The sequence below is a fragment of the Williamsia sterculiae genome, from assembly GCF_900156495.1.
GTDB lineage: Bacteria > Actinomycetota > Actinomycetes > Mycobacteriales > Mycobacteriaceae > Williamsia_B > Williamsia_B sterculiae.
Genome location: NZ_FTNT01000001.1, coordinates 351,908 through 374,865 on the forward strand (window position 1 = coordinate 351,908; position 22,958 = coordinate 374,865).

Sequence of the window (22,958 nt, forward strand, 5' to 3'; positions counted from 1 at the left end):
ATGACCGGGAGCGTGAACAACACAGGACTCGCCGCCCGTCCCGACCTGGTGGTCGCGGTCGAGCGCCTCGGCGCATCCGGTCCGCTGCGATGGGACCGTGACGTCGCCGTGGACACCGAGGTGGTCCGCGTCCGCGAGCCGGGTCTGCGAGACGGCATCCGAGCCCGTGCCGTGCTGCGTGAGCAGTCCGACGACCCCGGACGGCTGCTGGTCGCCATCGAGGTGGACGCTCTCGTCGCCGACGACGCCGCGACCGCGCGGGCAGAACTGCTGCGGCTCGGCGAATCGCTTGATGGTTCCGACACCCTGCGCTACGTGGGCACGGTGAACGGACTGCTCACGTTGGTCCTGGATCTCTATACGGCCGGAGTCGCCGACGCGGTGATCGTCCACCCGATCGACGGCGACCCGACCGTCGCCCGGATCGCCGACGACGTGGTTCCGCTGCTCCACCAGCGGATGGCCGCGGCCGGCGCGGCCTGACGCCATCCCCGGCAACGCGGCCCGTCAGGCCTCGCCCGACTCCCACCGCTGTTCGATCTCGGCGACCGCGGCCTCGGTGAGATCGCCGTACAGGCGTAGCCGGGCCATCCCACCGTCGGGGAAGACGTCCATCCGCGCCTCGGTGATCGGGCGTTCGCACTCCACCACGAACCGGTGCCGGGTGTCGGGCTGCAACGAGGTCCCCGGCAGGATCTCGAACCATTCGCCGTCGGCGGTGTCGCGGCCGCGGATCGACGCAGCCCCGGGCGCGTTGCCGAGGAACCAACTCGTGTCGAGCTCGACCAACCGGACCCGTCCCTCACCCGCGGTCCGCACCTGAACCCAGTCGTTGCCGCGGTCCCGCCTGCGCGAGGTCTCCCATCCCTCACCCATGTTGCGGGCTCGCCCGGGCATCAGCAGGTTGTTGGGTGAGCTGTAGAACATGTTGGAGCACGCGGTGATCAACCCGCCGTTCTCGAGTGCCGCCAGGTCGATACCCGAGTGCGTGAGGAACGCCGGATCGGGCACCCCGCGTCCGTGCACCCGGAAGCGGGCGACCCCGCCGTCGGGATGGATGGACAACCGGACGTGGGTGAAACGCTCCTTCGCGTCCACCCGGAACGGGTTCTGCGTGTCGCCGTTGACCTCGCTGCGCTCGACGATGGTGGTCCACTCGGCAGCGTCCAGTAGTTGTTCCACCGACGGATACCCGGAGACCGCGGTCGCCTCCACGGAGATCGCCGGCGGATAGTTCCCGACGAACCACGCCGTGTCGACCACCACGCCGTAGATCACACCCGGTACGCCGAGTCGGACGATGGCCTGATCGATGCCGTCCTGCCGCCGCCGACGGGTCTCCCACCCGTCGTACACCTGACCCTTGTGCCCGAATGTGGCCGGCTGGAACTCGGCGGGCCGCGTCTTGATCAGGTTCTGCGCCTCCGCGAACAGGTCGTCGTTGGACCACACCACCGCCGCACCGAGATCGCGGAGCGCCAGGTCGGGCATCGATGTGAAGTGCGGGCGGGTTCCGGAACGGCCGTTGATCTGCGGAGAAGGAGGGTTCACCGCCCGTACGTTACCCACCGCGCGGGGCGCCGATCGCTCCCGGACTTGCCAACCGGTGCCGAAAGGAACATTCTTGTAGAGCGCAAGCAATTGTCTACAGCAATCAGTTGCGCACAGAAAGTGATGGACGACGACACGCACGGTCGTGTCGGACTCGTGTGGAAGGAGGCGGTGCAGATGTCCGATGCCGAACCCCACCGATCCGGCCGGGATCGTCCGGCAGGCACCCGTTCGGGCAAGACGGAAGAACTGCTCGCCGCGATGGCCGGGTACAACCGCATGCGCGACCGCTTCTCCGGCACCAAGGTGCCCACCCGGCACGGGTTGCTGGAGACCGCGGCGTTCCGGTTCCTGTTCCGCCTCGCGGACCACCCGGCACGATCCGGTGAACTGGCCGAGGCACTACACACCGACCCGTCGACCGTCAGCAGGCACATCGCCAACCTGGTCGACCTCGGACTGGTCCGGCGGGAGGCCGACCCACGCGACGGCCGCGCCACCGTCCTCGTCCTGACCGACGAGGGCCGGGCCAAGGTCAGCAAGCTCCGCGAGGGTCGATTGGCCTGGATCGAGCAGACCCTCGTCGACTGGACCGACGACGAGGTGGCGACGTTCACCGCCCTGCTGCGCCGCTTCGCCGAGAGTGCAGAACGCGACCTGAACGACCACATGGAGAACAACCCCACGGAATCCGCCCCCCACGGCCTTCAGCCCGCAGGCCGGGACGGGGCCGACCTCGACGATTCCGCAGATCTGGAAGAGACGGCACGATGAGCGACAAATCGACAACCACCAGCCGAGCCGAAGGGGGTGCCTTCACCGGCGCCTCGCTGACGCACCGGCAGATCCTCACCATCATGGGCGGCCTGATGATCGGGATGTTCCTGGCCGCACTGGATCAGACGATCGTCTCGACGGCGATCCGCACCATTGCCGACGACCTCAACGGCTACTCGTTGCAGGCCTGGGTGACCACCGCGTACCTGATCACTGCGACCATCGTCACCCCGCTCTACGGCAAGCTCTCCGACATGTACGGCCGCAAGCCGTTCTTCATGCTTGCCATCTCGATCTTCGTGGTCGGGTCACTGTTGTGCAGCACCGCCACATCGATGTACGAACTAGCCTCTTTCCGCGCCCTCCAGGGTCTCGGTGCCGGCGGTCTGATGTCGTTGGCACTCACCATCATCGGCGACATCGTGCCCCCACGGGAGCGCGCGAAGTACCAGGGGTACTTCCTGGCCGTGTTCGGCACCTCCAGCGTGCTCGGACCCGTGCTCGGTGGCCTGTTCGCCGGTCAGGACAGCATCCTGTTCGTCAGCGGCTGGCGTTGGGTGTTCCTGGTCAACGTGCCGATCGGCCTCATCGCGCTCGCCGTGGTGTTCCGCGTGCTGAACTACGAGCAGCGCAAGGGCACCAAGGGCCGCATCGATTGGTGGGGTGCCATCGCATTGTCGGTGGCGGTGGTTCCGCTGCTCATCGTCGCCGAACAGGGTCGCGAATGGGGTTGGGGCAGTGTCTCCGCCATCGTCTGCTACGTGGTCGGCGTGATCGGCATCGGTCTGTTCGTCACCGTCGAGAACTACATGGGCGAGTCGGCCATCATCCCGTTGCGGGTGTTCAAGAACCGTGTGTTCGCCCAGGGCATCGTCATCTCGATGGTGGTCGGCATGGTGATGTTCGGCGGTATCTCGATGCTGCCGCAGTACTTCCAGGTCATCCGCGGTTCCAGTCCCACCATCGCCGGTCTGCAGATGCTGCCGATGGTGTTGGGGCTGATGACCGGTTCGATCTTCTCCGGTCAGCTGATCTCGCGTCACGGACGCTACAAGATCTTCACCATCATCGGCGCGGTGATGATGACGGTGGGTGCCTTCGCGTTGCACTACGTCAGCCCGGCCACCCCGATCTACGTGGTGATGGTCTACGCGCTCATCGTCGGGTTCGGCCTGGGCAACCTGCTGCAGCCGATGACGCTGGCCATGCAGAACGTGCTGCCGATGAAGGACATGGGTGTGTCGACCAGCTCGGCCACCTTCTTCCGCCAGATCGGCGGGACGTTGGGGGTCGCGGTCTTCTTCTCCGTGCTGTTCAGCCTGATGGGGCCCAAGATCTCCGACAACTTCACCGCGGCGTCGGCCACGCCGGAGTTCAGGCAGTCGGTGCAGCAGGCCGCGACCAGTTCCGACCCGCAGGTCGCCGGATTCGCCAAGGGGCTCACCTCCGGGGGCGGGAGCACGGGTTCGGTGCTCAACGACACCTCGGTGATCAGCAAACTGCCGGACGCGTTGGCCGGCCCGATCAAGCAGGGGTTCGCCGACTCGATGGATGTGGTGTTCCTGTCGGTCTCGGGTGTGGCGCTGATCGCGCTGCTCGGGGTGCTGACCTGGACGGAGCTGCCACTGCGCACCCGTCCGACGTCGGGTGACGACGCGCCGAGTGTCGCGGAGCCCACCGGCGCGGTCTGATCCGCGGGGCGGCGGTGAGCCGTCCGAGGCTCGTCGATCGAGCACAGAACAGCCCGGGAGCGATGCGCTCCCGGGCTGTTCTCACCAGTTCCGCGAGTTCGCGCCCACTGCAGCAGATGCGCACCGCAGAAACTGGTGCGAATCCCGGCTCGGGCAGCGGCTCAGTGACCCTGCGATGCCAGCCGCTCCACCGACTCCTGTGCGGTCTTCTCCGCCTCGGCGCGACCGACCCAACCACCCGGCTGGACCTCCTTGCCGGGCTCGAGATCCTTGTAGTGCTCGAAGAAATGGGCGATCGCGTCGAGCTCGAACGTGGACACGTCGCCGATGTCCTGGATGTGATCCCAGCGTGTGTCACCGGCGGGGACCGCGAGCAGCTTGTCGTCGCCGCCCGCCTCGTCGGACATGGTGTACATGCCCACCACGCGGGCCTCCACCAGCACGCCCGGGAAGACCGATTCGGTCAGCAGCACGAGGCAGTCCAGGGGGTCGCCGTCCTCGCCCAACGTGTTCTCCAGGAAGCCGTAGTCGGCGGGATAGCCCATGGCGGTGTACAGGTAACGGTCCAGTTTGACGCGGCCGGACTCGTGGTCGACCTCGTACTTGTTGCGCGAGCCCTTGGGGATCTCGATGGTGACGTCGAACTCCACGTGCAGTCCTCCTGCGTCGTCGTTGATGCCCCACGGTCTCGGGCGGGGCCTGGGAGAATCGAGTCAACGATACTGTGGCACGGTGCGCCTGCGGCCAGCGGCGTGAAAGCCGACCCCGAGACGACCCGGAGGACGAGTGGGCAGGAGCCGGACCACCACGAAGACGGTGCTGTGGACGGCGGTGTCGCTGGTGGCGGTGCTGGTGATCGCGGCCGCGGTCACGCTGATCGCGCTGAAACTGGACGACTCCGACACGGTGGCCCTGCCGCCCGGTGTGCCGTCGACGGTGCCCCAGGTCACCCCGAGCCCACGGGTCACCCCGGTCGCGGCGACCGCGCCGGAACCGACCGCCGACGGGGTGCGCGCCGCACTGGCCAAGCCCGCCGCTGCGACGGCCCTCGGGCGACTGACCGGGCAGGTCACCGACGCCGTCACCGGGAACGTGCTGTGGTCGTCGGATCCGGCGCGGCCGATGGTCCCGGCGTCGACAACCAAGTTGCTCACCGCATCGGCCTCGATGCTCGGTATGCCCGCCGACCACCGCCTGACCACCACGGTGGTCCGGGGAACCGGCAACGAGGTGATCCTGGTCGGCGCGGGCGACCCCACCCTGTCGGCCCAGCCCCTCGGCGCACCGACCCTGTTCACCGACGCCCCCCGGATCGCCGATCTGGCGAAGCAGATCCGCGCCGCGGGTATCGACCCGACGTCGGTGTCGGTGGACACCAGCCAGTTCACCGGACCGTCGATGGCCAAGACCTGGGAGACCGACGACATCGCGGGTGGCAGCATCGCGCCGGTGCAGTCGCTGATGGCCGATTCGGGTCGCCTCGATCCGTTGGCGCTGTACTCGCCACGGACGGACACCCCGGCCACCGCCGCGGGGCGAGCGCTCGCCGCCGACCTGGGGCTGCCCACCGACACCGTGCGCGAGGCGACCGCTCCCGCGGGAGCCCAGGTGGTCGCGTCGGTGCGCTCGGCCCCGCTCTCCACCCGCCTGGTGGACATGATGAATCTCTCCGACGACGTGCTCGCCGAGACGCTGGGCATCGAGCTGTCCCGGGCGCAGGGGGGTACCGCGTCCCTCGACGGTGCGGTGCAGGCGGTACACAAGACGCTGGCCGACAACGGACAGAGTGTCGCCGGGGTCAGCCTGAAGGACACCAACGGGCTGTCGGTGGACGACCGACTGACCGCGCAACTGTTGGACGGACTGCTCACCGCGGCGGCGGGGAACACCACGCCACGACTGCGGCCCTTGCTGGACACGCTGCCGGTGGCCGGTGCGACGGGCACGTTGTCGGACCGGTTCACCACCGGGGGTGCGGACTCCGGGGCCGGTTGGGTGCGCGCGAAGACAGGCACCCTCACCGGTGTCAGTACGCTGGCGGGCATCGTACAGACGCGAGATGCCCGCGTGCTCACCTTCGCCCTGATGTCCAACGGCACCTCGCCCGACCAGGCCCGACCGGCGCTGGACACGGTCGCGACCGCGTTGCGGGAGTGTGGATGCCGATGATGGGGACACCCGTGATGGGGGAACGACGATGAGCGCCGACAGCGACAGCGGGACCGACGAGGTGCCGGTGGGTGCGCGCATCGACTGGTCGGTCGCCGCGACCGTGGGACGACGGATCGCGCGACCCGGACCGCGCACCACCGGCTACACGCTGAACCAGGCGCGCGAGGAACTGTTCGACGCCGCCAGGCGTGCCGAGGCACCGGTCCGTGAGGTCACCGGACTCGCCGACGGCCTGCCCGTGCCCGCCGCGGAGGTGCTCGATCGCAAGGAATGGATCAGTGCGGCAGCGCAGTCGATGTCGTCGATGCTGGGGGGTGGGCTGTCCGACGAGGAGAAACCGTCGCCGTCGATCACCGGCCGCGTCAGCGGTCTGCAGGCAGGCGGATTGTTGGCCTTCTTGTCCGGTGCCATCCTCGGTCAGTACGACCCGTTCACCCCCGACCGGCAGAGCGGCGCCGACGGCGTGCTGATGTTGGTCACCCCCAACGTCATCGCCGTGGAACGGGCCATCGGCGCGGTGCCCAGCGATTTCCGGCTGTGGGTGTGCCTGCACGAGGTGACCCACCGGGTGCAGTTCTCGGCCAACCCGTGGTTACGCGACCACATGCTCGACAACGTCGCGCTGCTCACCACCGACACCGGAGAGTCCGGGGCCGAGGCGCTGCGGCGGATCACCGAGTCGCTGCGTAGCGGTCGCAAACGGGAGAGCGGCGTCCTGGGTGCGATGCAGCTGCTGCAGACGCCGGAACAGTATGAGGCGTTCTCCCGGATGATGATGCTCGGCACCCTCCTCGAAGGGCATGCCGACCATGTGATGGACGGAGTGGGACCCGGTCTGGTACCCACCGTCGGACGGATCCGCGAGGCCTTCGACAAGCGCCGCAACCGGCCGCAGAACCCGCTGCAGCGCATCATGCGCGCCCTGATCGGTATGGACGCCAAACTCGCGCAGTACATCCGCGGCAAGGCGTTCGTGGACGAGGTGGTCGCCACGGTCGGCATGGCGCGGTTCAACGCAGTCTGGACGTCGCCGGAGACGCTGCCGCGACCCGCCGAGATCGATGAGCCACGGCTGTGGATCGACCGGGTGCTCTGAACGGTCGTCGCCCCGACGGCGCTCTGTCGGTTCTCGAGCGTGCGGTGCGTGCCTTCGTCCACCCGCTGCCCGACGGTGCCTGGGTGGCGCTGTCCGGCGGTGCCGACTCGCTGGCATTGACCGCCGCGGCCGCTCGCACCGGCGTCGCCATCGGTGCGCTGATCGTCGACCACGGCCTCCAACCGGGGTCTGGTGACGTCGCTGAGCGTGCGGCGCAGCAGGCGCAGCAGTTCGGTCTGCGGACACGCGTGCTACGGGTGTCGGTCGGCACCGGCGGGGGCCGGGAAGCCGCTGCCCGCGTCGCGCGGTACGAGGCCCTGGACGGCGCCCGCGACGGGCTGCCCGTCCTGATCGCGCACACCCTGGACGACCAGGCCGAGACGGTGTTGCTCGGATTGGCGCGCGGATCGGGCGCTCGGTCCATCGCGGGGATGCGGCCGTGGCGGGACCCGTGGGGCCGTCCGCTGCTGGGCGTGCGTCGCGAACTCACCGCTCGAGCCTGTGCGGAGCTGGGGCTGGCACCACATCACGACCCCCACAACAGCGACCGCGCCTTCACCCGGGTCCGCTTACGCGCGGAGGTGTTGCCGCTGCTCGAGGAGGTGCTGGGCGGCGGGGTGGCGCCCGCGCTGGCCCGCACCGCGCGTGAGTTGCGGGCCGACAACGACCTCCTCGACGAATTGGCCCGTGAGCACGCGGTGACGGGTGAGCGGGTGGGGGTGACGGTGGTGCGGAGTCTGCCCGCTCCCGTCCGGACCCGAGTGCTGCGCGACTGGCTGCACCGGCTCGGTACCACCCCCACCGAACCGGTGATCAGGGCCGTGGACGACCTGCTGGTCGACTGGCACGGCCAGGGCGCGGTGGCCATCGGTGGCGACCGGGACGTGCGTCGGGTGGTCGCCAGGGTCGACGACCGCCTGGTGATCGAGCGTCACCGCCGCTGACACGGCACACCTCGAACTCGCCCCGGACGCACCGACGGCGCCCACCACACGGGTGGGCGCCGTCGCTGTGTCGTCCTCAGCGGATCAGTAGTCCTTCTTGGGGTCGAACGGTGAGTTGACGGTGTTGAAGTACTGCGTCACCGCACCGATCAGGGTCGGTCCCCCGGCGATGATGGTGCCGGCGATGCCGCCGAATCCCGCACCGGTGATGACACCCGGGATACAACCGATCGCCGGGAAGATGACGCCGCCCACCACGCAACCCGCCGCGGCACCGATGATGGTGCCCACCAGCGCGCCGATCGAGACCGCCGTGCTCACATAACTGCCGAGACGGGCCAATGCCTTGTCGTCGCGATCGCGCTTCGACGTGAACTTCTCGGCCAGGACTTTGCCGGCCGCGGCATTCTGTCGCGCGGTGGCGGCGACGGTGCGATCGGGCGTTATGGTGGCGGTTCGACCATTCACCGATGCGGAAACAGGTACCGGCGTGCCATTCAAGGCGATGGTCAGCGGAATCGTGGTCAGCACGCTGCCCTTGCCGTCGACCACCTGCAACCCGCCGTTGGTGTCGCGCAGCGAACCGGCATCGGTACGGAAGATCACGCTCCCGCCCGAAACCTTTGCTGTGTAACCGATCTGGCTCGGAGCGGGGGCCGCCTGGGCGGTGCCGGTGGTGAGGCCCACGGCGGTCAGGGTCGCCATCGCAGCCGCCACCAGAACTGTACGGATCTTCATGTACGCATGATCTTTCTCGAAGTAGACGTGAACATGGGGACCGACATTCATGAAACTGCAATTCGGGCACCCGATGAGCCGACTGTGAAACGGTTTACCGGAAGACTCGGTCCGAATTCATGCCCCGGTTGAATTCGAGCCGTGTCCGTCCCGACATTAAATCGTCATCGAACCAAAAACACCAAAATCGGTGCAATGAGTCCGATTCATCGGGGAATGGGTCGTCTGATCGCTCGACCCGTCGCCCTCCGGCCCGACCGGTCGACATGTCAAGCTGTACCGGTACGGCATCGGGGGCACCGGCGAAAGGGCGTGGCGAGTGGGCGAGGACACCGTGGAGACGACCCCGGCGGGCGCGACGCACAAGAACTCGTACGGCGACGACATCGAGGCCGTGGTGATCAGCGAACGGCAGATCAGGGATCGGACCGCCGAACTCGCCGCTGCGGTGGCCACCCGTTATCCCGCCGCCGAGGACGACCTCCTGCTCATCGGCGTTCTCAAGGGCGCGATGATGTTCATGACCGACTTCGCCAGAGCGCTCCCCATCCCGTGTCAGATGGAGTTCATGGCCGTCAGCTCCTACGGCTCGGCGACCTCGTCGTCGGGGGTGGTACGCATCCTCAAGGATCTCGACCGCGACATCGCCGACCGCGACGTGGTCATCGTCGAGGACATCATCGACTCCGGGTTGACACTGTCCTGGCTGATGAAGAACCTGCGTACCCGCCATCCGCGCAGCCTCGAGGTGTGCACGCTGCTGCGCAAACCCGACGCGGTCCGCAACGTGGTGGAGGTCGCCGACGTGGGATTCGACATCCCCAACGAGTTCGTGGTCGGGTACGGCCTCGACTACGCCGAGCGCTATCGCGACCTGCCCTACATCGGCAGGCTGCGACGCAGTGTGTACCAGGATTGACCGCCACACCCGAAGAGTGACCGCCCAGGTCAGGGCGGTACGGGAACGGCTGAGTGCGTCCCGACGTTGACAGGTAGCCTGATAGGCCAGGTGTCATCGAATTGTGAAGGGTGGGCCGGCTTGCGCCGGGACGCGAATGAACCGTAAGACTGTCTTCCGAAACCTCGCCATCGTCGCCGTGATCGTGCTGGCGATCTGGGGCTGGAGTGTGCTCCGCGACGGCAATCGCGAATACAAGGACGTCGACACCTCGGTGGCGCTGAGTCAGCTCAACGCCAAGAACGTGAAGAACGTGCAGTTCGACGACCGTGAGCAACGCCTGCGGATCGAGCTGAAGAACACGGTCGACGGCTCCACCAAGATCTCATCGAAGTTCCCGGCCGCGGCCAGCGAGCAGGTCTTCGACGCCGTGAAGTCCACCGGTGCGCCGTATCAGACCAACATCACCCAGGAGTCCGTCCTGTGGCAGATGCTCATCTTCATCCTGCCGATGATCCTGCTGTTCGGGCTGTTCTTCTTCGTGATGAACCGCATGCAGGGCGGTGGCAAGGGCGGCGTCATGGGCTTCGGCAAGTCCAAGGCCAAACAGCTCACCAAGGACATGCCCAAGACCACCTTCGCCGACGTCGCCGGCGCCGACGAAGCGGTCGAGGAGCTCTACGAGATCAAGGACTTCCTGCAGTATCCGGCGCGATATCAGGCGCTCGGAGCGAAGATCCCGCGGGGTGTGCTGCTCTACGGGCCGCCGGGTACCGGTAAGACGCTGCTCGCCCGCGCTGTCGCCGGTGAGGCCGGGGTTCCGTTCTTCACGATCTCCGGTTCGGACTTCGTCGAGATGTTCGTGGGTGTGGGCGCCTCACGCGTGCGCGACCTGTTCGAGCAGGCCAAGAACAACGCCCCCTGCATCATCTTCGTCGACGAGATCGACGCCGTCGGCCGTCAGCGCGGTGCGGGTCTCGGCGGCGGTCACGACGAGCGCGAGCAGACGCTGAACCAGTTGCTCGTCGAGATGGACGGCTTCTCCGACCGCACCGGCATCATCCTCATCGCGGCGACCAACCGACCCGACATCCTCGACCCCGCCCTGCTGCGTCCCGGCCGTTTCGACCGGCAGATCCCCGTGAGCAACCCCGACATGGCGGGGCGCAAGGCCATCCTCAAGGTGCACGCGGCAGGTAAGCCGATCGCACCCGACGCCGAGCTCGACGGACTGGCCAAGCGCACCCCGGGTATGTCGGGCGCCGATCTGGCCAACGTGGTCAACGAGGCCGCCCTGCTGACCGCGCGCGAGAACAAGACGGTCATCACCGGTGAGGCCTTGGAGGAGGCCGTGGACCGCGTGATCGGCGGTCCCCGCCGCAAGAGCCGCATCATCTCCGAGGAGGAGAAGAAGATCGTGGCATACCACGAGGGCGGGCACACGCTCGCCGCGTGGGCGATGCCCGACCTCGACCCGATCTACAAGGTGACGATCCTGGCCCGTGGTCGCACGGGGGGACACGCCCTGGCGGTGCCGGAGCAGGACAAGGACCTGATGACCCGGTCGGAGATGATCGCGCGACTGGTGATGGCCATGGGTGGACGCGCGGCGGAGGAACTGGTGTTCCACGAGCCGACCACCGGTGCGTCCTCCGACATCGATCAGGCCACCAAGATCGCCCGCGCCATGGTCACCGAGTACGGCATGAGCGCGAAGCTGGGTGCGGTGCGGTACGGCCAGGAGCAGGGCGATCCGTTCCTGGGCCGTTCCATGGGGGCGCAGGCCGACTACAGCGTCGAGGTCGCGGGCGAGATCGATGAGGAGGTTCGCAGGCTGATCGAGGCCGCGCACACCGAGGCCTGGGCCATCCTCAACGAATACCGTGACGTCCTCGACGAGCTGGCCACCCAGTTGCTGGAGCGAGAGACGTTGGTCCGCAAGGACCTCGAGGCCATCTTCTCCGCCGTGGAGAAACGGCCGCGTATCACCACCTTCAACGACTTCGGTGATCGCACCCCCAGTGACAAGCCGCCGGTGAAGACGCCGCGTGAGCGGGCAGCCGAACGGGGCGAACCGTGGCCGCCGGAGATCGAGGCGCCGAGCCTCGAGAAGGAGACCGTGCCCGCCGGCGCGAACGGTCAGCCGGTCCCCAACGGCCAATACGGTCCCAACGGCCAGTACGGGCAGCCGGGGTCGAACGGCAACGGCTACCCCGGATATCACGGTGGCGGAACTCCCGGACAGAACGGCGGATACGGCTACCCCGGGGGGCAACCGGGTTCGTACGGTCAGCCGGGGTATCAGCCTCCGCAGCCCGGCGGGTACCGACACCCGCAGCCCGGCAACCAGGGTCAACCCGGTGGAACTCCCGGGTACGGTCCGGGCAGCGGGGCGCCCGGTTACGGCGACCCCGGACATCAACCGGCACCGCAGCCACCCCGTAACGGCAACCCCGGTTACCCGGCGCCGGGTACCGGTGAGTCCGGTGGCACCCGTCCCGACTACGGCACCCCTCCCGGATGGTCGGCGCCCGGCTGGCCGCCCCGCGACAACGACCAGCAGTAGGGCCGTCGTCCGACCAGCGGAAGAATTGCGGCCGAGATGATGATGTGCCGGAAGAAGCTGTGACCTACGAGAAAAGGCGCACCCCATGACTGTCACCGATCATGGCTCGCGACCGGGGCACGACACCGTGCACGCCGGCTCGGAGAGGACCAGACCCGACGGGAACGGTCCCGACGTGACCGACGCAACGGACGGAACAGGTCCGACCGCATTCGACCGGCCGCGTGCCGAAGCGGCGGTTCGGGAGCTGCTCATCGCGTTGGGGGAGGACCCGGGCCGCGACGGACTGCGCGACACCCCGGCCCGCGTCGCCCGCGCCTACGAGGAGATGTTCGCCGGACTGTTCGTCGATCCCGACGAGGTGCTGGCCACGACTTTCGACGTCGGTCACGACGAACTGGTCCTGGTCAAGGACATCCCCATGTATTCGACCTGCGAACATCACCTGGTGTCGTTCCACGGCGTCGCCCACGTGGGTTACATCCCCGGTGAGTCCGGCCAGGTGACCGGGTTGTCCAAGTTGGCCCGGGTGGTGGACCTGTACGCCAAACGTCCGCAGGTGCAGGAACGGCTGACCAGTCAGATCGCCGACGCGATCGTGCGCAGGCTGGAACCGCGCGGCGTCATCGTGGTCATCGAAGCCGAGCACCTGTGCATGGCCATGCGCGGCATCCGCAAACCCGGTGCGACCACCACCACGTCGGCGGTCCGCGGGTTGTTCAAGACCAGCGCCGTGTCCCGTGGGGAGGCCCTGGATCTCATCTCCCGGACCAAGTAGCAGCGCCGTGCGCACCGCGGTCCGCCCACCGGTGGTGATGGGGATCGTGAACGTCACTGCCGACTCCTTCTCCGACGGCGGCCGGTACCTCGACGTCGACGCGGCGATCGCGCACGGGTTGTCGCTGGTACGCGACGGTGCGGACATCATCGACGTGGGTGGCGAGTCCACGCGGCCGGGGGCCGTGCGCGTCGACCCCGATCTCGAGGCGGCGCGGGTGCGCCCGGTGATCGCGGGGTTGACTGCCGAAGGGGTCTCGGTGTCGGTGGACACGATGCGCGCCTCGGTGGCCGAGGCCGCCATCGACGCGGGTGCCGACATCGTCAACGACGTGTCCGGTGGGCGCGCGGACACCGAGATGGCCGCGGTGGTCGCCGCGCATCGGGTGCCCTGGATCCTCATGCACTGGCGCCCCCTCGCCCGCGGCACTGCCGGCGATGGCGAGTTCACCCACGGGACGCACACCGCTCCGACGTACCGCGACGTGGTCGCCGAGGTGAGCACCGAACTGTTGGCGCAGGTCGATGTCGCGGTCGCCGCGGGGGTCGACACCGCAGACCTGATCCTCGACCCGGGACTGGGGTTCGCGAAGACCGGGGAACACAACTGGCAACTGCTGCGCGACCTGCCCACGTTGCTGGCCCTCGGATTCCCGGTGCTGATCGGTGCGTCCCGGAAACGATTCCTGGGCACGCTGCTGGCCGGCCCCGACGGTGAACCCCGGCCACCCGCCGGACGCGAGTTCGCCACCGCCGCGGTCTCCGCGCTCGCGGTGGCACACGGCGCGTGGGGGGTTCGGGTGCACGACGTCGCCGCCACCCACGACGCCGTCGCGGTGGCCCGGGCATGGAACGACAGGGGATCGCAGGACGCCGACCCGGCGGTAGGAGGTGACCGGTGAGCGACCGGATCGAGCTGCGCGGGCTGCAGGTGCGCGGCAACCACGGCGTCTTCGATCACGAACGCCGCGACGGCCAGGAGTTCGTCGTCGACCTGACCGTGTGGCTGGATCTCTCGGCCGCGGCCGCCAGCGACGACCTGGCCGACACCGTCGACTACGGCGAGTTGGCCCGACGCGCCCACGACATCGTCGCCGGCGCGCCGCGCGACCTCATCGAGTCGGTGAGCGCGGAGATCGCCGACGACATCATGACCGACTCCCGGGTCACCGCCTGCGAGGTGACGTTGCACAAGCCTTCGGCGCCGATCCCGCTGACCTTCGCCGACGTCGCGGTGGTGGCCCGACGGTCGCGGACCCGCGCCTCCGGCCCCCCGGTGGTGGGGGCCCGATGAGCCGCGCCGTGCTGTCCATCGGTTCCAACGTCGGCGACCGACTCGCCCATCTGCAGTCGGTGTGTGACGGCCTGGCACCAGCGGTCCAATCCGTCTCGGCGGTCTTCGCCACCGCCCCCTGGGGTGGGGTCGCGCAAGAGGATTTCTTCAACGCGGTGCTGGTGGTCGACGACCCGGACGTCGATGCAGATGGTTGGCTGCGTCGCGGTCACGAGCTGGAGGCGGCGGCCGACCGGACGCGTGAGGTGCGGTGGGGTCCACGCACCCTGGACGTGGATGTCGTCGCCGTCGAGGACGATGACGGTCGGGCCGTGGTCTCCGACGACCCGGTGCTGACGCTGCCGCACCCCCGGGCCGCCGAGCGGGCGTTCGTGCTGATCCCGTGGCTCGACGCCGAGCCGCAGGCGACGTTGTGGACTGCAGCTGGCGCGACGTCGGTGATCGCTCTGGTCGAGCGTCTGGACCGGGCGGAGGTCGACGGGGTTCGTCCCACCGACCGCACGCTGGCACTGCCGACCCCGGATGTGTCGGGGACGGGGACGTGACCGCCAAGGGGCCGCGGCCGGGTCCGCCCCGGCGGGGTGGCGACGACGAGGAGAGCGGACTGGGGCCCACCCGGGTCCGCGACCTGCTGGGGATCGCCGCCGTGGTCACCCTGATCGCCTGGCTGCTGGTACGGGTCAATTACGGCGCGCTGCCGTCCCTGCCGCTGCTGGCCGGGATCGTGCTCTACGTGCTCGCCGCGCTGGAGCTCCTGGTCGCCTTCGTGGTGCGCGCGCGGGTGTCGGACCGGCAGATCGGCGCCGCCCCGGGACAGCTACATCCGTTGACCGCTGCGCGGGTGTTGGCACTGGCCAAGGCGTCGGCGCTGCTGGCGGCGATAGCCCTCGGCGTGTGGTTGGGCATCCTCATCTATCTGCTCACCCAGACCGGGGTGGCCGCGGCCGCCCACGACCGGCCCGCCGCCATTGTCGGGTTGATCGGGTCGGTGGTGTTGGGTGCTGCCGCACTGTGGCTCGAATACTGCTGTCGCACACCTGACGACCCGACGGACGACGCACTGGGCAGCTGACCTCGCGATACCGGGTCGAACAACCGATCCGAGACTCTCCGGCGACGGGAGTGCCCCGGCGCACGAGCGCGCAGGTAAGTTGACCGCTATGAGCACCCCCAAGGCCCGCTCGACGGGAACTCGCCGAACGCGCCGCGGTCCAGGTCAATGGCTGCTCGGGTTGCTGCTGGTCCTGGCCATCGCCGCGAGCGTGATCATGGCCTTCACCTCCGAGATGAACCTGCTGGGCAGTCTCGCGGTGATCGCCGCGCTCTGGGCCGCCGTGATCGGCGCGATCCTGGTGACCAAATTCCGCCGCCAGGCCGACTCGGCGGAGTCCAAGGCACGCGACCTCAAGCTGGTGTACGAACTGCAGCTCGAGCGGGAGATCAACGCCCGTCGGCAGTACGAACTCGACGTGGAGAACCAGATCCGTCGAGAGGTCCGAGCCGAGGCCTCCGAGGACATCGGCGAACTCAAGGCGCAGGTGGAGAGCCTGCGCGCCAGTTTGCAGATGCTCATCGGGGACCTGCCCGAACAGCGCACCGCGTTGGCGGGCGAGCGCAACCCCGCCTACGGGTCGATCGAGTCCGGGTACGCCGCGTCCGGGGGCTTCGGATACGGGGACCCGACCCGGGTGGATCTGGACCTCTCGGACCTCGACCTCTCCGATCTCGACGCCGGCGACTCGGTCCGGGCCGACCAGGACTTCGCCGACAGCACCGCGCCGCCGAGCGGGTCGATGCCCACGGCCGACCCACGTGACCTCACCGAGGTCATCCCTGTGGTCACCGACGAGGTGAGTCCCGAGGATGGACACGACCACGACGAGCGGCCCACCGATCAGTGGGATCGCGGTGCGCTCGACGCGAAGCTCGCCACCGACGCGGAGCCCATCGAGGTGCAGACCGTCGCCGACGAGACCTACGCCGAATCCACCTACGCAGAGGCCACGTACATCGAGGACACCGGCGGCGACGCCGAGGTTGTGGATCCGACGTCGGGCCGAGCCGCGGCGGAAGGCGCCGCCCATCGGCGCGCCGGTGCACACGAGGCCGGAGGGAACGCCGGTCGGTATTGGCCGTTCACCGGCGCGGGTCGCGACGAACCGGCTCCGGAGGTCGTCTCGACCGGTACCGCCGCACCCGGGACCATGACCACCGAGGACACGACCACCGACAACACGACCGGGACTGCCGCCACCGACGAATACCTCGAGGAGGATGCCGACGGTGACGGGGCGCACGCCGAGGGCCGGTCGGTGGCCGAACTCCTGCAGCGTTGGCAGCCCGCCTCGGTCGGCGACCAGTCCCGGCACCGTCGGCGCCGCGAGGGCTGACCGGCCCCCTGTGGGCGTTGCCGATCGCGCCGCCTATCCTCGCTGGGACACGTCTGGTACCCGCTGAACGGATCCTCCCGGATCCGGCTGCCGTCGATCCGACCGCCACGGGACTGGAACGAACGGAGGTCACCGGTGACCGGGTCCGGGTACACGGAGCTGCCGAATGCCGCAGGCAACTGGCCCGCCCCTGCCCGGTTGACCGTCGGCATCGTCTCCGCGGGGCGTGTCGGAACCGCCATCGGCGCCGCTCTGGAGCAGGTCGACCACGTGGTGGGGTCGGTGGCGGCGCGGTCGCCTGCGTCGTTGCGCCGAGCCGACGAACGCCTCCCCGACTCCGAGGTGCTCACCCCCGATCGGGTGGCCGCACGCAGTGAACTGCTGATCCTCGCCGTGCCCGATGCCGTACTCGTCGGCGTGATCGACGACCTGGTGGGAGCCGTCCGGCCGGGGACCATCGTCGCGCACACCGCGGGCGCCCACGGGGTGGGCGTTCTGGCCCCCCTCGCCGCTCGGGGTGCGACGCCGCTGGCCATCCACCCGGCCATGACGTTCACCGGGGGGCGCGAGGACACCACCCGCCTGCGGACGGCATGTTTCGGCGTCACTGCCGCCGACGAGATCGGATACGCCGTCGCCTCGGCCCTGGTGCTGGAGATGGGTGGCGAACCCGTCCGTATCAGGGAGGAAGCGCGACCGCTGTACCACGCGGCGTTGGCGCACGGTGCCAATCACCTGGTCGCGCTGGTGTCCGACGCGGTGGCGGCGCTGCGGGCGGCCATCGCGGGTCAGGAGCTGCCCGGCCAGGAACCGGTGGACGATCGACCGGGGGGTCTGGCCGAACGCATGTTGGCGCCGCTGCTCACCGCGGCGTTGCAGAACACCCTGGAGAGCGGATCTGCGGCGCTGACCGGGCCGGTGGCCCGCGGCGACACCGCCGCGGTCGCCGCGCACCTGCGTGCGCTGGCGGAGGTGGACCCCGATCTGACCCGTGGGTACCGGGCGATGTCGTTGCGCGCCGCGCACCACACCCCCGACCCACCCGCCGACCTGATCGCCCTGCTCGAGGAGGACGCCCCATGACCGACGGTCTCTCGACGCAAGATCGGGACCACGCGGATGCACGCGGAAGGCTGTTCACCCCGGGCGAACTGACCGTGCTGCACGACCCGTCGCAGGTGCGTCGCGTCAGCCGGGCGTTGCGCCGCACCGGACGTCAGGTCGCGCTGGTCCCGACGATGGGTGCGCTGCACGCCGGACACGCCGAACTGGTCGAGACGGCGAAGTCACCCGGCAACACGGTGGTGATCGTGTCGGTGTTCGTGAACCCGTTGCAGTTCGGGCCCGGCGAGGATCTGGACGCCTACCCGCGCACCCTGGACAGCGACGTCGAACTGCTGCGTGACCTGGGGGTGGAACTGGTCTTCGCACCCACCGCGGCGACGATGTACCCAGCAGGCCCGCGCACCACCGTGCAACCGGGGGTGTTGGCCGCCGAACTCGAGGGCGCCTCGCGGCCAGGGCATTTCGGTGGTGTGTTGACCGTGGTGAACAAGCTGCTCACGATCGCCGAACCCGACGTCGCCTACTTCGGCGAGAAGGACTACCAACAGCTGGTGCTGATCCGAGAGATGGTCACCGACCTCGACATGGCGCCGCAGATCGTCGGGGTGCCGACGGTACGGGAACCCGACGGACTGGCGCTCTCGTCGCGCAACCGCTATCTGGACGCGGCCGAACGGGAGCTGGCCACGACATTGTCGGCGGCGCTGGTCGCGGGCACGCACGCGGCGGCCCACGGCGCCGAGGCCATCCTGGGCGCCGCGCGAGCGGTGCTCGCCGCGCGGCCCGAGATCGAGGTCGACTACCTGGACCTGCGTTCCCGACAGCTCGGTCCACCACCCGATACCGGCGACGGTCGCCTGCTCATCGCCGCCCGCATCGGTGGCACCCGGCTCATCGACAACGTGGGCATCGCGATCGGCACCGGCTTCGCCGGTCGCGATCCCGAAACCCCATCCCGACCTGGAGAGAACTGATGTTTCGCACCATGATGACCTCGAAGATCCACCGCGCGACGGTGACTCACGCCGACCTGCACTACGTGGGTTCGGTGACCATCGACAGCGACCTGCTGGCGGCCGCCGACCTACGTGAGGGGGAGCAGGTCACCATCGTCGACATCGACAACGGGGCCCGCCTGGAGACCTATGCGATCGCCGGAGCACCGGGTAGCGGGATGATCGGCGTCAACGGAGCGGCCGCGCACCTGATCCATCCGGGTGACCTCGTCATCATCATCGCCTACGGCATCCTCGACGAACGCGAAGTGGCCGACTATGACCCGCACGTGGTGTTCGTCGACCGGACCAACCGGATCGTCGACGCCGGTGCCGACCCGGCCGCGGTGCCGGACGGGTACGGCCTGGTCGACCCCCGAACCGTCCCGGCCGAGTCGCGTCGCTGATGCTGCTGGCGCTGGCGGTCGGCAACACCAACATCCATCTCGGCGTGTTCGCCGGAATGGGGGACAACGCGACCCTGGTGCGCGACTGGCGAATCCGCACCGAGCCGCGGACCACGGCCGACGAGCTGGCGCTGACCATCCGCGGATTACTCGGTGCCGACATCGAGCAGGTGACCGGCGTGGTCGCATTGTCCACGGTGCCGTCGCTGCTGCGCGAACTGCGGGTGATGATCCCGCAGTACTTCGCCGGTGCGCGCCAACTGTTGCTGGAACCCGGTGTGCGGTCGGGGGTCCCGCTGCTGGTGGACAACCCCAAGGAGGTCGGTACCGACCGGGTGGCGAACGCACTGGCCGCGCACGAGATCTTCGGGACCAGGTGCATCATCGTCGACTTCGGTACCACCACTCTGGTCGACGTGGTCTCCGAGACGGGAGAGTTCCTGGGCGGGGCCATCGCCCCGGGTATCGACATCGCGGTGGAGGCACTCTCGCTGCGGACGGTCACCCTGCGCAAGGTGGAGCTGCTGCCGCCGAGGGGTGTGGTGGGCAAGAACACGGTCGAGTCACTGCAGTCCGGCATTCTGTACGGTTTTGCCGGTCAGGTCGACGGACTGGTGTCGCGCGTGCGTCGGGAGGTCGCCGGCTTCGACACCGGCGAGGTCACCGTGGTCGCCACCGGTTATCTCGCGCCGCTCGTGATCGACGAGTGCACGACCATCACCGCCCATCAGCCGTACCTGGTGCTCGATGGGTTGCGGCTGGTCGACGAACGGCAGCGACAGTCCGGGCGCGCGCGGAAACGCTGACCCGGTCGGAGGCGACCCGGACCGGTCCGGGGACGACTCGGCCGGATTGTCGGGCAATCCGGACCGGTCAGTGCGCGGCCAGCACCTCGAGGTCGCGACGACTCTGAGCCGAGGGTGCCAACACCGGTCGGACCCGACGGATGGCCCGATGCCCGCCGGCCACGAAGATCGCACCGTGCACGCCGCGAGCCTGTAGTTGCCAGGCCAACCACTCGGCGGTGTGCCCGTCCTCGGAGACCAGTACCCATCGCGCCGCGGACGTCGCGATACGCAAGGACGCGTCACCGCCCGGTGTCAACCGCGAGAGCAGGGTGGATTCGTCGAGCGCCAGTGCACCCGGCAGCACCCCGCCCGTGTCCCGTTGTCGCTGGTCACGAATGTCGACCACGATCGTGCCGCTCGCCGCCACGGCCACGAGTTGTTCGGCCGAGACGGAGATCCGGGACGGTAGTCCGGTGGCCACCACCGGGGCTTCGGGGCCGTGAACGGTGGGGACAGAGATGTCGGAAGCGAGAGCTGTGCTCATCGGATACCTCGGGATGTGATGGATGTGGCGCGGGACGGTCGTGAGACCGGCGCGCCGCGAGCAGGGGTCGTCGAGAAGATGGGCCTCAGGCCCGACAACACTCCGGACAGCTCGCGTGGATCACGCAGGAGAGTGTGCCACACGGGCTCACCGATTGCCCAGTGGTCGACCGATAGGCTGTGTATCCGTGACCGACACACCTGACGCCGCGGTACCTGCGACAACCGACGACTCGGCACCCGAGCAGATCCGGATCCGACGGGAGAAGCGCGACCGGCTGCTCGCGGCGGGTCAGGACGCCTACCCGGTCGAGGTGACGCGGACGCATACCTTGTCCGAGATCCGCGCGGCCCATCCCGACCTGCCTGCCGACACCGCCACCGGTAGCCTCGTCGGGGTCGTCGGCCGGGTCATCTTCCTACGCAACAAGGGTCGCCTGTGCTTCGCGTCGCTGCAGGAGGGTGACGGCACCCAGCTGCAGGTGATGGTCAGCCTCGCCGGGGTCGGCGACGACTGGCTGGCCGCCTGGAAGGCGGATGTCGACCTCGGCGACATCGTCGCCGTCCACGGTGAGGTGATCACCTCACGAACCGGCGAGCTCAGCGTGATGGCCGACGGATGGTCGATGGCGTCGAAGGCCATCCGCCCGCTGCCGGTGGCGCACAAGGAGCTGAGCGAGGAATCCCGGGTCCGCAGACGCCACGTCGATCTCATCGTCCGGCCGGAGGCCAGAGCGATGGCCCGCACCCGTTCGGCGGTGGTGCGCGAGTTGCGCACCGCGCTGGATCGTCGCGGCTTCACCGAGATCGAGACGCCGATGCTGCAGACCCTGCACGGTGGCGCGGCGGCACGGCCGTTCGTCACCCATTCCAACGCGCTCGACATCGACCTCTACCTGCGTATCGCACCCGAGTTGTTCCTGAAGCGCGCGGTGGTCGGTGGCCTGGAAAAAGTGTTCGAGATCAATCGCAACTTCCGCAACGAAGGGGTGGACTCGACCCATTCGCCCGAATTCGCGATGTTGGAGACCTACGAGGCTTACGGCACCTACGACGATTCCGCGCGAATGATCCGAGAATTGGTGCAGGAAGTGGCGCAGAATGCGCTGGGAACGCTGCAACCGATCATGCCGGACGGTTCGGAATACGATCTCGGCGGAGTCTGGGAATCTCTCGAGATGTACCCGTCGCTGTCGGCTGCGGTGGGTGTGGAGATCACTCCGTCCACTTCTGTTCCCGAACTCCGCGATCTCGCGTCGCGAGTGGATCTCGACGTACCCGAGGGTAAGGGTTACGGACACGGGAAACTGGTGGAAGAACTCTGGGAACACACCGTCGGACCGTCGTTGAACGCACCGATGTTCGTCCGCGACTTTCCGATCGAGACCTCACCCCTGGTGCGAGCCCACCGCAGCGTCCCGGGTGTGGTGGAGAAGTGGGATCTCTACGTGCGTGGATTCGAGCTGGCCACCGGTTACTCGGAGTTGGTCGATCCGGTCATCCAGCGCGAACGGTTCGTCGACCAGGCTCGACTCGCCGCCGCCGGTGACGACGAGGCCATGGTCCTCGACGAGGAATTCCTCGCCGCGATGGAACAGGGAATGCCGCCGACCACCGGCACCGGAATGGGTATCGACCGATTGCTGATGGCGTTGACCGGCCACGGAATTCGCGAAACCATACTCTTTCCGATGGTGAAGCCGAACCGCTGAACATCGACGACAGGCCGACCAGGTAATGGTCCGTTCTTCTCCCACCGTCTACAGTGGGCCACACGCGCAGTTCACAAAGGTGAATATTCCTGAGTTGAGTGTGGACATGGGTGAGCATGCCGTAGGAGAATTGGACACATTGCTGGGAGCAATGGCGCAGCGACGATGAAGTGGGGCAAGTGATGGCCAAGAAAGTAACCGTGAAGCTCGTGGACGACGTCGACGACAGCAAACCCGCCGACGAGACCGTGGAATTCGCGATCGATGGCGTCAGCTACGAGATCGACCTCTCCACGAAGAACGCCAGCAAGTTGCGTGATGACATCGACGGCTGGGTTGCCCACGCGCGTCGGGTGGGTGGTCGTAAGAAGACCAAAGGCCTCGCGCCACGGGCTGCGGTGGACCGTGAACAGACCGCCGCGATCCGCGAATGGGCGCGCAAGAACGGCCATCCGGTGTCCGCGCGCGGGCGCATCGCCGGCGACGTCGTCGAGGCCTACAACGCGGCTCACTGACCTGCTCGGTCGGTGTCGTCGTCCACATCAACAACCGTG

24 protein-coding genes are annotated in these 22,958 nt (G+C 68.4%); 20 read left to right on the top strand and 4 right to left on the bottom strand.

What is annotated here, in order from left to right:
• Window positions 1-483 carry a hypothetical protein gene (locus BW971_RS01475; RefSeq protein WP_076475852.1) on the top strand — a complete coding sequence of 161 codons (483 nt, stop codon included), beginning with the start codon at window positions 1-3 and terminating at the stop codon, window positions 481-483.
• Window positions 484-507: 24 nt separating this feature from the next.
• Here the strand turns inward: BW971_RS01475 and alc are convergent, their stop codons facing one another.
• Window positions 508-1,491: an allantoicase gene (gene alc, locus BW971_RS01480; RefSeq protein ID WP_234974206.1), complete on the bottom strand. Its 984-nt coding sequence runs from the start codon at window positions 1,489-1,491 to the stop codon at window positions 508-510.
• 237 nt (window positions 1,492-1,728) lie between these two features.
• Here alc and BW971_RS01485 point away from each other — a divergent pair, with 237 nt between their 5' ends.
• Window positions 1,729-2,325, top strand: coding sequence for a MarR family winged helix-turn-helix transcriptional regulator (locus BW971_RS01485; protein ID WP_083709205.1), 597 nt, complete (start codon window positions 1,729-1,731; stop codon window positions 2,323-2,325).
• On the top strand, window positions 2,322-4,019 hold the full coding sequence (locus BW971_RS01490) for an MDR family MFS transporter (protein ID WP_076475858.1): 1,698 nt from the start codon (window positions 2,322-2,324) through the stop codon (window positions 4,017-4,019). Before BW971_RS01485 ends, BW971_RS01490 begins: the two co-directional genes overlap by 4 nt.
• Window positions 4,020-4,180: 161 nt before the next feature.
• Here the strand turns inward: BW971_RS01490 and BW971_RS01495 are convergent, their stop codons facing one another.
• Window positions 4,181-4,669 (bottom strand): inorganic diphosphatase, encoded by a 489-nt coding sequence (locus tag BW971_RS01495; RefSeq protein ID WP_076475860.1) that lies wholly within the window; start codon window positions 4,667-4,669, stop codon window positions 4,181-4,183.
• Between the two features lie 136 nt (window positions 4,670-4,805).
• Here BW971_RS01495 and dacB point away from each other — a divergent pair, with 136 nt between their 5' ends.
• From dacB to tilS, 3 genes are read left to right on the top strand one after another with little or no spacing between them, the layout of a single operon-like run.
• Window positions 4,806-6,188 (top strand): D-alanyl-D-alanine carboxypeptidase/D-alanyl-D-alanine endopeptidase, encoded by a 1,383-nt coding sequence (dacB, locus tag BW971_RS01500; RefSeq protein ID WP_076475862.1) that lies wholly within the window; start codon window positions 4,806-4,808, stop codon window positions 6,186-6,188.
• A 28-nt stretch (window positions 6,189-6,216) separates the two neighbouring features.
• Window positions 6,217-7,287 carry a zinc-dependent metalloprotease gene (locus BW971_RS01505; RefSeq protein ID WP_076476325.1) on the top strand — a complete coding sequence of 357 codons (1,071 nt, stop codon included), beginning with the start codon at window positions 6,217-6,219 and terminating at the stop codon, window positions 7,285-7,287.
• Window positions 7,266-8,231 (top strand): tRNA lysidine(34) synthetase TilS, encoded by a 966-nt coding sequence (tilS, locus tag BW971_RS01510; protein ID WP_407701178.1) that lies wholly within the window; start codon window positions 7,266-7,268, stop codon window positions 8,229-8,231. The genes BW971_RS01505 and tilS overlap by 22 nt, the downstream gene beginning before the upstream one ends.
• A gap of 84 nt (window positions 8,232-8,315) precedes the next feature.
• Here the strand turns inward: tilS and BW971_RS01515 are convergent, their stop codons facing one another.
• Window positions 8,316-8,969, bottom strand: a complete 654-nt coding sequence (locus BW971_RS01515; protein ID WP_076476328.1) for a DUF8020 domain-containing protein — start codon at window positions 8,967-8,969, stop codon at window positions 8,316-8,318.
• Between the two features lie 319 nt (window positions 8,970-9,288).
• Here BW971_RS01515 and hpt point away from each other — a divergent pair, with 319 nt between their 5' ends.
• From hpt to BW971_RS01575, 12 genes are all read left to right on the top strand, one after another.
• Window positions 9,289-9,888: a hypoxanthine phosphoribosyltransferase gene (gene hpt, locus BW971_RS01520; RefSeq protein ID WP_234974156.1), complete on the top strand. Its 600-nt coding sequence runs from the start codon at window positions 9,289-9,291 to the stop codon at window positions 9,886-9,888.
• 136 nt (window positions 9,889-10,024) lie between these two features.
• Window positions 10,025-12,433 (top strand): ATP-dependent zinc metalloprotease FtsH, encoded by a 2,409-nt coding sequence (ftsH, locus tag BW971_RS01525; protein WP_076475864.1) that lies wholly within the window; start codon window positions 10,025-10,027, stop codon window positions 12,431-12,433.
• Window positions 12,434-12,518: 85 nt separating this feature from the next.
• Window positions 12,519-13,211 (top strand): GTP cyclohydrolase I FolE, encoded by a 693-nt coding sequence (gene folE / locus BW971_RS01530; RefSeq protein WP_407701179.1) that lies wholly within the window; start codon window positions 12,519-12,521, stop codon window positions 13,209-13,211.
• Between the two features lie 37 nt (window positions 13,212-13,248).
• Window positions 13,249-14,112: a dihydropteroate synthase gene (gene folP, locus BW971_RS01535; RefSeq protein WP_076476333.1), complete on the top strand. Its 864-nt coding sequence runs from the start codon at window positions 13,249-13,251 to the stop codon at window positions 14,110-14,112.
• A complete protein-coding gene (folB, locus tag BW971_RS01540) occupies window positions 14,109-14,504 on the top strand; it encodes a dihydroneopterin aldolase (RefSeq protein WP_076475866.1) in 396 nt (131 codons plus the stop codon). The genes folP and folB overlap by 4 nt, the downstream gene beginning before the upstream one ends.
• Window positions 14,501-15,049, top strand: a complete 549-nt coding sequence (folK, locus tag BW971_RS01545; RefSeq protein ID WP_076475868.1) for a 2-amino-4-hydroxy-6-hydroxymethyldihydropteridine diphosphokinase — start codon at window positions 14,501-14,503, stop codon at window positions 15,047-15,049. The genes folB and folK overlap by 4 nt, the downstream gene beginning before the upstream one ends.
• The gene (locus BW971_RS01550) at window positions 15,046-15,576 is read left to right on the top strand and encodes a DUF3180 domain-containing protein (protein ID WP_076475870.1); all 531 of its coding nucleotides are present in this window, start codon (window positions 15,046-15,048) and stop codon (window positions 15,574-15,576) included. The genes folK and BW971_RS01550 overlap by 4 nt, the downstream gene beginning before the upstream one ends.
• Before the next feature lie 88 nt (window positions 15,577-15,664).
• Window positions 15,665-16,894 carry a DUF6779 domain-containing protein gene (locus BW971_RS01555; protein ID WP_076475872.1) on the top strand — a complete coding sequence of 410 codons (1,230 nt, stop codon included), beginning with the start codon at window positions 15,665-15,667 and terminating at the stop codon, window positions 16,892-16,894.
• Between the two features lie 135 nt (window positions 16,895-17,029).
• Window positions 17,030-17,977 (top strand): Rossmann-like and DUF2520 domain-containing protein, encoded by a 948-nt coding sequence (locus BW971_RS01560; protein ID WP_234974166.1) that lies wholly within the window; start codon window positions 17,030-17,032, stop codon window positions 17,975-17,977.
• On the top strand, window positions 17,974-18,933 hold the full coding sequence (gene panC / locus BW971_RS01565; protein ID WP_083709162.1) for a pantoate--beta-alanine ligase: 960 nt from the start codon (window positions 17,974-17,976) through the stop codon (window positions 18,931-18,933). The genes BW971_RS01560 and panC overlap by 4 nt, the downstream gene beginning before the upstream one ends.
• Window positions 18,933-19,361, top strand: a complete 429-nt coding sequence (gene panD, locus BW971_RS01570; protein WP_076475873.1) for an aspartate 1-decarboxylase — start codon at window positions 18,933-18,935, stop codon at window positions 19,359-19,361. Before panC ends, panD begins: the two co-directional genes overlap by 1 nt.
• Entirely contained in the window at window positions 19,361-20,167 is an 807-nt protein-coding gene (locus BW971_RS01575) for a type III pantothenate kinase (protein WP_076475875.1), read from the top strand. The genes panD and BW971_RS01575 overlap by 1 nt, the downstream gene beginning before the upstream one ends.
• Window positions 20,168-20,234: 67 nt before the next feature.
• On the opposite strand, the gene BW971_RS01580 is transcribed toward BW971_RS01575, so the two are convergent.
• On the bottom strand, window positions 20,235-20,693 hold the full coding sequence (locus BW971_RS01580; protein ID WP_076475877.1) for a rhodanese-like domain-containing protein: 459 nt from the start codon (window positions 20,691-20,693) through the stop codon (window positions 20,235-20,237).
• Between the two features lie 187 nt (window positions 20,694-20,880).
• Between BW971_RS01580 and lysS the strand changes: the two genes are divergently transcribed.
• Together lysS and BW971_RS01590 are read left to right on the top strand one after the other, a co-directional pair.
• Complete coding sequence (lysS, locus tag BW971_RS01585; RefSeq protein ID WP_076475879.1) at window positions 20,881-22,404, top strand: lysine--tRNA ligase; 1,524 nt, start codon at window positions 20,881-20,883, stop codon at window positions 22,402-22,404.
• Between the two features lie 182 nt (window positions 22,405-22,586).
• Entirely contained in the window at window positions 22,587-22,919 is a 333-nt protein-coding gene (locus BW971_RS01590; protein WP_076475880.1) for a histone-like nucleoid-structuring protein Lsr2, read from the top strand.
• Window positions 22,920-22,958 lie beyond the last annotated feature (39 nt).

Bases quoted from the DNA above. Each gene is read 5' to 3' on its own strand.
- BW971_RS01475 (WP_076475852.1), top strand. From the start codon at position 1: ATGACCGGGAGCGTGAACAACACAGGACTCGCCGCCCGTCCCGACCTG.
- alc (WP_234974206.1), bottom strand. From the start codon at position 1,491: ATGCCCGACCTGGCGCTCCGCGATCTCGGTGCGGCGGTGGTGTGGTCC.
- BW971_RS01485 (WP_083709205.1), top strand. From the start codon at position 1,729: ATGTCCGATGCCGAACCCCACCGATCCGGCCGGGATCGTCCGGCAGGC.
- BW971_RS01490 (WP_076475858.1), top strand. From the start codon at position 2,322: ATGAGCGACAAATCGACAACCACCAGCCGAGCCGAAGGGGGTGCCTTC.
- BW971_RS01505 (WP_076476325.1), top strand. From the start codon at position 6,217: ATGAGCGCCGACAGCGACAGCGGGACCGACGAGGTGCCGGTGGGTGCG.
- BW971_RS01515 (WP_076476328.1), bottom strand. From the start codon at position 8,969: ATGAAGATCCGTACAGTTCTGGTGGCGGCTGCGATGGCGACCCTGACC.
- ftsH (WP_076475864.1), top strand. From the start codon at position 10,025: ATGAACCGTAAGACTGTCTTCCGAAACCTCGCCATCGTCGCCGTGATC.
- folE (WP_407701179.1), top strand. From the start codon at position 12,519: ATGACTGTCACCGATCATGGCTCGCGACCGGGGCACGACACCGTGCAC.
- folP (WP_076476333.1), top strand. From the start codon at position 13,249: ATGGGGATCGTGAACGTCACTGCCGACTCCTTCTCCGACGGCGGCCGG.
- folK (WP_076475868.1), top strand. From the start codon at position 14,501: ATGAGCCGCGCCGTGCTGTCCATCGGTTCCAACGTCGGCGACCGACTC.
- BW971_RS01555 (WP_076475872.1), top strand. From the start codon at position 15,665: ATGAGCACCCCCAAGGCCCGCTCGACGGGAACTCGCCGAACGCGCCGC.
- panC (WP_083709162.1), top strand. From the start codon at position 17,974: ATGACCGACGGTCTCTCGACGCAAGATCGGGACCACGCGGATGCACGC.
- panD (WP_076475873.1), top strand. From the start codon at position 18,933: ATGTTTCGCACCATGATGACCTCGAAGATCCACCGCGCGACGGTGACT.
- BW971_RS01575 (WP_076475875.1), top strand. From the start codon at position 19,361: ATGCTGCTGGCGCTGGCGGTCGGCAACACCAACATCCATCTCGGCGTG.
- BW971_RS01580 (WP_076475877.1), bottom strand. From the start codon at position 20,693: ATGAGCACAGCTCTCGCTTCCGACATCTCTGTCCCCACCGTTCACGGC.
- BW971_RS01590 (WP_076475880.1), top strand. From the start codon at position 22,587: ATGGCCAAGAAAGTAACCGTGAAGCTCGTGGACGACGTCGACGACAGC.